This is a genomic window from Actinomycetes bacterium (assembly GCA_036000965.1).
In the GTDB taxonomy this organism is placed as follows: domain Bacteria; phylum Actinomycetota; class CALGFH01; order CALGFH01; family CALGFH01; genus DASYUT01.
Map to the genome: position 1 here is coordinate 23,931 of DASYUT010000031.1, position 7,373 is coordinate 31,303.

The following is a 7,373-nucleotide window of genomic DNA, read 5'->3' on the forward strand; positions in this document are numbered from 1 at the left end:
GAGCACTCGAATCGCTTGTCTAGGTCGGCGTCACATGCTCACCATTTGCCATGGCCCTATGAGAAGGGGGGTCTCCTGATGCCCACGGGAGTTCCGCATCATGCCTGGAAGGGTGCGCGCTGGGAGGACGTGTACGCGCGCTGCCGCTCGGCTGCGCCCGAAGCATTCGAGCCGGACCGGGTGCGCAACCTCTGGAGCGGTGAGTGGCAGCTGGCCGGGAAGCCGGCCGGGGCCACCAGCCCCGTCGACGGTGGTCCGATCGCTGGACCGCCGATGCTCGAGCTCGGTCAGGCCTTCGAGGCCGTCGCCGCGGCAGCCGCCGAACACCGGCGGTGGGCCAAGGTCGACCTGGACGAGCGGCGTGCACGCGTCGCCCGGTGCGTGGAGCAACTCGAGGCCCACCGCGAGCTGCTCGCCCTGCTGCTGGTCTGGGAGATCGGCAAGCCCTGGCGCCAGGCGCTCACCTCGGTGGACCGGACCGCCTCTGGGGTGCGCTGGTACCTGGACGAGATCGAGCCGATGGTGGCCGGCCGCGGGCCGCTGGCCGGTCCGGTCTCCAATATCGCGTCCTGGAACTACCCGCTGAGCGTCCTGGTCCACGCGATGCTGGTCCAGCTGCTCGCCGGCAACGCGGTGATCGCCAAGACGCCGACCGACGGCGGGTTGTGCGCGCTCACCCTCGCCACCGCGTTCCTGCGCCGCTGCGATCTCCCGGTCACCCTGCTCAGCGGTTCGGGGTCGCGGCTGTCGCCGGCACTGGTGCTCAGCGACGACATCGGCTGCCTGGCGTTTGTGGGCGGCCGGGACGCCGGCGGCCAGATCGCCAGCCAGCTCGTCCAGACCGACAAGCGCCACATGCTCGAGCAGGAGGGCCTGAACGCCTGGGGCGTCTGGGAGTTCAGCGGCTGGGACGGCCTGGCCCGGCACCTGAAGAAGGGCTTCGAGTACGGCAAGCAGCGCTGCACCGCCTACCCGCGCTACGTGGTCCAGCGCTCCCTGTTCGACCGGTTCCTGGCCATGTACCTCCAGGTCGCCCGGTCGCTCACCTTCGGCCACCCGCTGGCGGTGGTCGACCCGGACGACGAGCCGCCCGAGCTGGACTTCGGGCCGCTCATCAATGCAGCCAAGGTGGCCGAGCTCACCCAGGAGGTCGACCTGGCCGTGCAGATGGGCGGGGTCCCGCTGTTCCGGGGCTCACTGGACGACGGCTGGTTCCTGCCCGGGCAGGACACGTCGGCCTACCTGCCGCCGGTTGCCCTGCTGGAGCCACCCGGGGCCAGCGCCCTCGGCCATGCCGAGCCGTTCGGTCCGGTGGACACGATCGTGCTGGTCGACTCGCGTGCCGAGCTACTGGCAGAGATGAACGCCTCCAACGGCTCCCTGGTGGCCTCGGTCGCCTGCGACGACGAGCAGCTCGCCCGCCAGCTCGCGGCCGAGGTCCACGCCTTCAAGGTCGGGATCAACGTCCCCCGCTCCCGGGGCGACAAGGCCGAGCCGTTCGGCGGACGGGGCTCGTCCTGGAAGGGCGCGTTCGTCGGCGGCGAGCACCTGGTCCACGCCGTCACCCAAGGGCCGCCTGGCGAGCGCCTGTACGGCAACTTCCCCGACTACCAACGCTACCCAACGGTCTGAGGCCCGCCGGACCACGTCCAGAACAGGGTTGTCGGTCCTCGCGGGCGGCGCGGGCGCTCTGGGGGCAAAGGGTCGTCGGTCCTCGCGAGCAGCGTGGGCGCTCAGGGGCAGGGATCGTCGGTCCTCGCCGCGGCTCGGGCGTTCGGGGGGCAAGGGTCTCGGTCCTCGCGGCGGCGCGGGCGCTCAAGTTGGCTCTTGGCGCTTCCTGGGCGGCTCGAAGCCGCGAGCATGCATTCCCCGCTCGATCTCGGTGACTACCGTCTCGATCACCTTGACTCGGGCGTAGCGCTTGGACTCGGCCTCCACCAGCTGCCAGCGCGCGAGCGGATGGTCGGTCCGCTCGAGCATGTCCTCCACCGCCTGCTCGTAGGCGGCCCGCTGCTCCCGGTTGCGCCAATCCTCTTTGGTCAGCTTCCACGACTTGAGCGGGTCGCGCTCGCGCCCCTGGAAGCGGCGGAGCTGCTCGTCGCTGGAGATGTGCAACCAGAACTTGATCAGGATCATGCCCTCGAGCACCAGCGAGCGCTCGAAGTCGACGATCTCGGCGTAGCCGCGGGTCCACTGTTCGGTAGTGGCGTAGCCCTCGACCCGCTCGACCAGCACCCGGCCATACCAGGAGCGGTCGAGCACGGCCATACCGCCCCATCCAGGCAGCGAGGACGCGAACCGGAGCAGGAAGTGGTGACGCTTCTCGTCGAACGTGGGCGCGGCGAACTGGGCGACCCGCACGTGCCTGGGGTCCAGCGGGGCGACCAGCCGCCGGATGGCACCGCCCTTGCCCGAGGCGTCCCAGCCCTCGAAGACCACGCACACCGGTGGCCCAAGGCGGCCGTCGCCAACCAGGCCACCCAGGGTCAGACGCAGCTTGAGCAGCCGGACCTGGGCGGCGGCCAAGCGCCTGGCCTCCTCGTCGCGGCTGAGCCGCAGGGTCAGGTCGAGCTCGTCCAGCCTCTCCATGCCCAGATCGTGGCAGCGACGGTGGCCACCGGCAAGGTGCAATGCCACAGCGTCGACAGGAAGAGCTGCGCGGCCACCTGGAGCATGGGCCGCGGAGCGGCGCCAGCTCGATTCGGCCGCCGGCCCGCCACCCCCCCGGGGGAGCGGTGCTCACAGCCGGTACAGGCGGGTGGCGTTGCCGGCCAGGACGTCCCGGGCGACGGCGGTCGCCGCGGGCTCGTCCAGGGCTCCCGCGGCCACCTCGACGTCGAGGGCCCGGCCCAGGGCACGGCGCCAGACGGTCGCGCCCCACCAGTGCATCTCGGGGTAGGCATGGCCGTCCGAGGCGGCCAGGAGCTTGGTCACCGGACACAGGGCGACGGCCTCGGTGACCAGCTGCTCGGCAAGCGGTTCGGCCAGTGGGATCGCGAGCGACAGGTCGAGGTGGACCTGCGGGTAGGTGCCAGCAAGGTAGGCGGCCTGGCCCACGAAGGGATGGCAGTGGAGCAGGACCACCTGGCAGCCCTCGGTGCGGGGATCGCGGAACAGGGGGCGGAGCAGGGCCGGGTCGGCCGCGGTCAGGTCGAGGTCCTCGTCCCCGAAGCCGGTGTGGAACTGCAGCGGCACGCCGCGGTCGGCGGCCAGGGCGGCCACCCGGCGGACCAGGAAGGACCCGAGGATCGGGTCGTCGAAGCGCCGCGCCTGGTCGTCGCCGAGCGCGCGGAACGCGCGGCGGCGCTGGGCCATCGAGTGCTCTGGCAGGGCCAGGCCGAACCGGTAGGCGGCGATCGACTTGAGCGCGACCGCGCCGGCGTCCAGCGCCTGGTGCAGGCGCGCCTCGACGGCGTCCACGAAGCCGCCGAGCGTCGCGGGGCCGTGCCCGCCAACGCCGAGCACGGCTTCGGCGACCGACTCGACCCGCACGACTTCGCGCACGGGCCGGCCGCCCTGGTGGGCGAGGTCCACGGCAGGCAGCGAGTCGGCGTCGAGCCCGGTGTCGACGAGCAGGGTGGCCAGGCCGGCGTCGTCCCACAGGCCGCGCAGGTACCCGGCCGGGTCGGCGGCGGCGGCCGCGTCGCGGGCGGCGACCACCCGCGCCTCGAGCCCGTCGGAGGGTGTGGGGTCGACCCCCAGGCGGCGCCCCAGCGCGGCCAGGAAGTGCCAGTAGCCGAGCAGGCCGGGCACGTCGCGGGCCAGGCTCCTGGGGCGGCGTGCCTCGGTGAAGCAGCGCCGCCAGGCCGGCCCGGCGCCCGGCCGCAGGAGGTCGGCCCCGCCTCCGGTGCCGGGCTCGGCGGCTGCTGACGTCCAGCCCGGCGCCAGGCTGTGGCAGTGATGGTCGACGAACGGCGGGTGGACCGGGGCCACGGCGCGTGCCGCTAGAACGTCGTGAAGTGGTGGAAGCACTCGAAGGCGGCATCGCGGGCGGCGAAGCTGGCCACCTCCGACCGCTTCACGGCCAGGTAGGCGGTGCGGCGCACCGGCCCCAACGCCTCCATGAGCAGCTCGTCGCGCTCCAGCGCGTCCAGCGCGGCGCCCAGCGAGTCGGGCAGCCGGCCGATCCCGCGGCGGCGCCTGGCCGAGTCCGACAAGGTGGCTGGGTCGACGTCGGTCGGCTGGCCGGGGTCGAGCTTGTTGCGGACGCCGTCCAAGCCGGCGTGGATGAGCGCGCCGAGCGCGAGGTAGGGGTTGCCGGTCGCGTCGGAGCACTTGAGCTCAAGGTTCGTGGACGCCTCGTCCAAGCCCCACATGCGCGAGGGGACGCGCACGGCGGCCTCGCGGTTGTCCCGCCCCCAGCAGCTGAACGCGCTCGCCCACGAGCGGGGGGCAAGCCGCCGGTAGGAGTTGACACTGCCGCAGGTGAGCGCGACCAGCGCGGGCAGGTGGGCGAGGACGCCGCCGATCCAGTGGTAGGCGCTCTCGGACAGCCGGTTGGGGTCGCCCGGGTCGTAGAGGGCGTTGTGGGCCGCTGCGCCGTCGCCGTCCAGCGTCCACAGCGAGGCGTGCACGTGGGCGCCGTTGCCGGCCTGACCGGGGATGGGTTTGGGGGCGAAGCTGGCCCACAGGCCGTGGCGCAGGGCCACGCCACGGGCCGTCTCCCGGTAGCAGACCTGGTTGTCAGCCGCCCGCAGGGCGGGCGCGTGACGGATCGACAGCTCCTGCTGGCCGTGGCCGAGCTCCGGGTAGTACTGCTCCACGGTGAGGGCCTGGGCCTCCAGCGCGCGGACCAGGTCGACCGCGTAGTCATGGGCGGCGGCGAAGCCGGTGGAGGAGAAGCACAGGCTCTCGTCGACGGGGACGAGCCGGTCGGGCCCGCCGCCCGGGTCGGGGACGCGCCGCCCGAGGGTGAACTCGGGCTCGAACGCGGCCACCAGCGCCAGGCCCTCGCCGGCCAGTTCGGTGATCGCCTGCTTGAGGAAGGCGCGCGGGCAAGCCGCCCACGGCTCGCCGTCCAGCCCCACCATGTCGGCGACCATCGCGCCCGCACCGGGCGCGTAGGGCAGGATCACGAACGTGTCCGGGTCGGGCACCAGGCGGACCTCTCCCACCGGGCCGAGTCCCTCGACGGGCTGCAGCTCGTCGAGCATGCTCATCGCCTGCATGGCCACGGTCAGGCCGATGCCGGTTGCCAGCCGCTCGGCCAGGCGCGGGCGGGAGGTGGCCTTGCCGCGGACGACCCCACCGTGGTCGACGTAGAGGAACCGCACCAGCGCCAGGCCAGCCGCGTCGGCGGCCTCGACCACCCGGTCGGCCGGGGATGGCCCGGCCGCTCGCGCACCGTTCTTGGCCACGTGGGCCTCCTCGTCACAGTTGCCCTGGCCGGCAGAGATAGCACACCCGACCCGGGCCGTACAGGTGGCACACCCGACCCGGGCCGTACAGGTGGCACACCCCACCCGGGGCTGCTTTGCGTGGGCGGCGATCCCCGCCGGCTGGGTGCTCACCACCGCGGTCCTGGCAGCCCCCAGCGGTCCGGTTCATCGCCGACCATCCTGAGCACTACGCCCAGCTCAAGAATGCCCACCGCATCCACCCCTCCGCCGACGGCAGCGTGCAGCTGCGCTTCGAGGGGGTCGACGCGCCCGAGCTGCACTACGGTACCGCCGCCCAGGCGCTGGGCCGGGAAGCCAGAGACCAGCTGCTCGCATGGATCGGCTTCAGCGGCCTCGAGTACGCCCCGCCGACCGGCACCAGGGTCACCGCCGCCACCCCTGACGCAGTCGGCGCGGTCGTCTTCAGTCAGGCCGCCGAGGTGAACGGCCGCCCCGTGGCCTACGTGGTCACCAGCGTCGCCGAGGACGAGCACCTCCCGCCAGACGGGGAGTGGGCCCTGGTCGACCAGACGATGCTGGACCACACCTTCAACACCCTGCTCGTGCAGGAGGGGGTGGCCTACCCGACCGTCTACACCTCGACGCCGGTCACCCACCGCGCGTACCTGCGCGCCCTGGCGACCGAGGCCCGCGAGGCCGACGCCGGCGTCTGGGCCGACGACATGACCAGCGCGTTCACCTTGGACGACCAGGCCTCGATCGGGCCGGAGAGACAGCTGATCCTGCCGAAGCTGTTCCGCCGGGCGACCGACTACCTCAAGGCGGTGGACGGCGGCTTCCAGGGCAACCTTTCGGACTGGCTGCTCTGGGTCTCGACCAGCCCGTCGCGGGACGAGAACGACCGGGTGCTGGTCTGCGGCGGGACCGAGCTGCACCTGAGTGACCTGCTGGTCCAGGCCAACAACACGGTCCGCTTCCAGGCCGACCTGCTCGACGTCGTCTTCGTCGAGAAGTAGCCGCCCAGGTGGACAAGCTCACATGATTCGTGAACGATCCTGGTCATGAGGCCTCGAGGCGCTGACCAGGAGCGCCGCGACCGGTCCGGGATCGCGGCGCTGCTCGGCTACGGCGAGTTCCTCATCGACACGGTGGTGGCGTTCGCACTCGTCGTCGGCGGGACCATCCTGCTCGGCGTCGTCGTGTACGACTTCGTGCGCGACCTCGGTCGGGCGCCGTTCGTCGGCAACGTGCTCGGGCTGCTGAGTGGCCTGCTCCTGGTGTTCATCTTCACCGAGCTCATTAGTACGATCCGCGTCATCGTCGAGCGCCGGAAGGTGGTTGTCGAGCCGTTCCTGATCGTCGGGATCGTGGCGGCGGTCCGGCGCCTGATCGTGATTAGCGCCGAGGCCGAGAACCTGCTTGGGACCAGCCAGTTCCGGGACGTGATGCTCGAGATCGGCGTCCTGGCCGGTACGGTGCTCCTGCTCGGAGCGACCGTGCTCCTGCTTCGCATCACCGGCGGGCAAGACGTCGAGCCGACCCACGGCTCGACGGAGTGACCACCGGCTCTCCGGTCGGAGATACCGGTGAGGGTAGAGGCCCTGCCCTGGCGGGTTCGATTCCCGTACTGAAGGGCGCGCAACGTCGGATGTGGCCTGTGAGCTGCCAGTTCGCGTCCACGGCTCGGTGTGGTGGCATGCCTGCTGCCCCGGCCAGGGAGGCCACTTGATGCGTGGGAAAGGTGCGCTCCCACACATGTCAAGGCGCGGCGTGGTCCAACGCAGATCACCCCCACAGGCGGGGCGGACCCCGATACCCCTTGGCCAGCATGTCGTCGTAGATGAGCTGCGCCTCGGCGCTATCGAGCAAGTCCTGTGCGACGGCCCGGCGGATCAACCCCCGGGTGGTGAGGACGCCCGTCCCCGGGCTGCGTCGCAGCAGCACGTCCCTGGCCAGGGCGTCGTCCATGGCCGCTGTCCAACTCCTGCTCTCAGCGATGGCGATGACCGCCGCCTCGCCAGGCCCTAGGGCTCC

General features: G+C 72.1%; 7 protein-coding genes. 3 read left to right on the forward strand and 4 right to left on the reverse strand.

Features of this window, described 5'->3' with window-relative positions:
• Positions 1-78: 78 nt before the first annotated feature.
• On the forward strand, positions 79-1,632 hold the full coding sequence (locus VG276_01665; GenBank protein HEV8648114.1) for an aldehyde dehydrogenase family protein: 1,554 nt from the start codon (positions 79-81) through the stop codon (positions 1,630-1,632).
• Between the two features lie 183 nt (positions 1,633-1,815).
• On the opposite strand, the gene VG276_01670 is transcribed toward VG276_01665, so the two are convergent.
• From VG276_01670 to VG276_01680, 3 genes are all read right to left on the reverse strand, one after another.
• Positions 1,816-2,589: a UDP-galactose-lipid carrier transferase gene (locus VG276_01670; GenBank protein ID HEV8648115.1), complete on the reverse strand. Its 774-nt coding sequence runs from the start codon at positions 2,587-2,589 to the stop codon at positions 1,816-1,818.
• Positions 2,590-2,739: 150 nt separating this feature from the next.
• A complete protein-coding gene (locus VG276_01675; protein ID HEV8648116.1) occupies positions 2,740-3,933 on the reverse strand; it encodes an amidohydrolase family protein in 1,194 nt (397 codons plus the stop codon).
• Positions 3,934-3,944: 11 nt separating this feature from the next.
• A complete protein-coding gene (locus VG276_01680) occupies positions 3,945-5,357 on the reverse strand; it encodes a glutamine synthetase family protein (protein HEV8648117.1) in 1,413 nt (470 codons plus the stop codon).
• A 260-nt stretch (positions 5,358-5,617) separates the two neighbouring features.
• Here VG276_01680 and VG276_01685 point away from each other — a divergent pair, with 260 nt between their 5' ends.
• The gene (locus VG276_01685; protein HEV8648118.1) at positions 5,618-6,355 is read left to right on the forward strand and encodes a thermonuclease family protein; all 738 of its coding nucleotides are present in this window, start codon (positions 5,618-5,620) and stop codon (positions 6,353-6,355) included.
• Between the two features lie 45 nt (positions 6,356-6,400).
• Entirely contained in the window at positions 6,401-6,898 is a 498-nt protein-coding gene (locus VG276_01690; protein ID HEV8648119.1) for a phosphate-starvation-inducible PsiE family protein, read from the forward strand.
• A 226-nt stretch (positions 6,899-7,124) separates the two neighbouring features.
• Here VG276_01690 and VG276_01695 read toward each other — a convergent pair.
• Positions 7,125-7,373 (reverse strand): hypothetical protein (locus VG276_01695; protein HEV8648120.1); only part of this gene is annotated, 249 nt, incomplete at its 5' end.

Coding starts and splice junctions, on each gene's coding strand:
- VG276_01665 (HEV8648114.1), top strand. CDS start 79: ATGCCCACGGGAGTTCCGCATCATGCCTGGAAGGGTGCGCGCTGGGAG.
- VG276_01670 (HEV8648115.1), bottom strand. CDS start 2,589: ATGGAGAGGCTGGACGAGCTCGACCTGACCCTGCGGCTCAGCCGCGAC.
- VG276_01690 (HEV8648119.1), top strand. CDS start 6,401: ATGAGGCCTCGAGGCGCTGACCAGGAGCGCCGCGACCGGTCCGGGATC.